1 protein-coding gene and 1 pseudogene are annotated in these 1,435 nt (G+C 63.2%); one reads left to right on the top strand and one right to left on the bottom strand.

All coding sequences use genetic code 11. The features are described from left to right. Window positions 1-206, bottom strand: a pseudogene (locus JV551A3_RS16390) (fe2+ zn2+ uptake regulation protein); the annotation flags it as partial. Window positions 207-415: 209 nt separating this feature from the next. On the opposite strand from JV551A3_RS16390, the gene JV551A3_RS16385 reads away from it, so the two are divergent. After that, on the top strand, window positions 416-1,435 hold a 1,020-nt coding region (locus tag JV551A3_RS16385; protein WP_205125951.1), incomplete at its 3' end, for a penicillin acylase family protein.

Here is a 1,435-nt window from a genome sequence, read left to right as displayed (position 1 = left end):
CGCACGCCAATGCTGCGGCCATTGCGGTCGGCGGCGTGCAAGGCATCGATGACCTTGAGGCGGATCAGGCTGGTACGCAGCCCGAAACTGCGCAACAGCTCGCGGATCTGTTCGTTGCCGATGCGTTCGTCAGCCAAAACGTCCCGTTCCGTGGGCGCTTTGCCTGGGACGCGCCCAGCCTGGATCTCGGGTTGCGGGTTGTACATGTGAATGCTCCTTTTCGTGGACGAACCCGAAATTTGGGTGCCTCACTTACTAGGACGAATGAGAACGGAAAAACTGCAGCCCAGTCGCAAAAAAAGCCTGGCTCTGTTCAAGACGTTGTATTTCAAGACGTTCAATTGCCTTGTAATACGTAAAATTTTCATCTCGCCATTCGTCTGATCGGGATGACCCCCGAAGCCGAGGAGTGCCCGTGTTTCCACTTTCCCGTCCCATGAATTGCGTTGGCCTGGCCACCGCCCTGGTAGCCTTCAACGTCGGCGCAGCGCCGGTGCAGTCCGCCGCAGCCGATGCCAGTGCGCAGATTCGCCGAACCAGTTACGGGGTGCCGCACATCGTGGCCAAGGACGAGCGCGGCCTGGGCTATGGCATTGGCTACGCCTACGCCCAGGACAACCTGTGCCTGCTGGCCAATGAAGTGCTGACGGTGAGTGGAGAGCGCTCACGCTACCTCGGTGCCAAGGGCAAGACCCTGGAGCAGCGTGAAAACCTGGCCAGCGATGTGTTCTTTGCCTGGCTCAACACGCCGGCGGCAGTCGAGGCGTTCTTGCAGGCGCAGCCGGCGCCAGTACAGGCGCTGCTGGCAGGTTATGCCAGCGGCTACAACCGGGCGCTGGCCGAGCGCCGCAGCCAGGGTTTGCCCGCCGAATGTGGCAACGGCGAGTGGCTGCGGCCGATCAGCAGCGAGGACCTGGTCAGGCTGACCCGTCGGCTGCTTGCTGAAGGCGGTGTCGGGCAGTTCGTCGAAGCACTGGCAGGGGCGCAACCGCCAACGCTGGCCAGCCAGCAGGCGCCGGCAGGGTTTGCCGCAGCGCTGGCCAGGCAGCAACGCTTTGCCACTGAGCGCGGTAGCAATGCAGTGGCCGTCGGGGCGCAACGTTCGGCCAATGGCCGCGGCCTGTTGCTGGCCAACCCGCACTTCCCGTGGATGGGCGGCATGCGCTTCTATCAGATGCAGCTGACCATTCCCGGCCAGCTCGATGTGATGGGGGCGGCATTGCCGGGCCTGCCGGTGGTCAACATCGGTTTCAACCAGCATCTGGCCTGGACGCACACCGTCGATACGTCGAAGCACTTTACCCTGTACCGCCTGCAACTCGACCCCAAGGACCCGACCCGCTACCTGCTCGATGGCAAGTCGCTGCCGCTGACCCGGCAAACCGTCAGTGTTGCGGTCAAGGCCGAGGATGGCAGCCTGAGTCAGGTCCAGCGT

It is taken from the genome of Pseudomonas inefficax (assembly GCF_900277125.1).
Taxonomy (GTDB): Bacteria; Pseudomonadota; Gammaproteobacteria; order Pseudomonadales; family Pseudomonadaceae; genus Aquipseudomonas; species Aquipseudomonas inefficax.
This window is presented reverse-complemented; position numbering and strand designations above follow the sequence as displayed.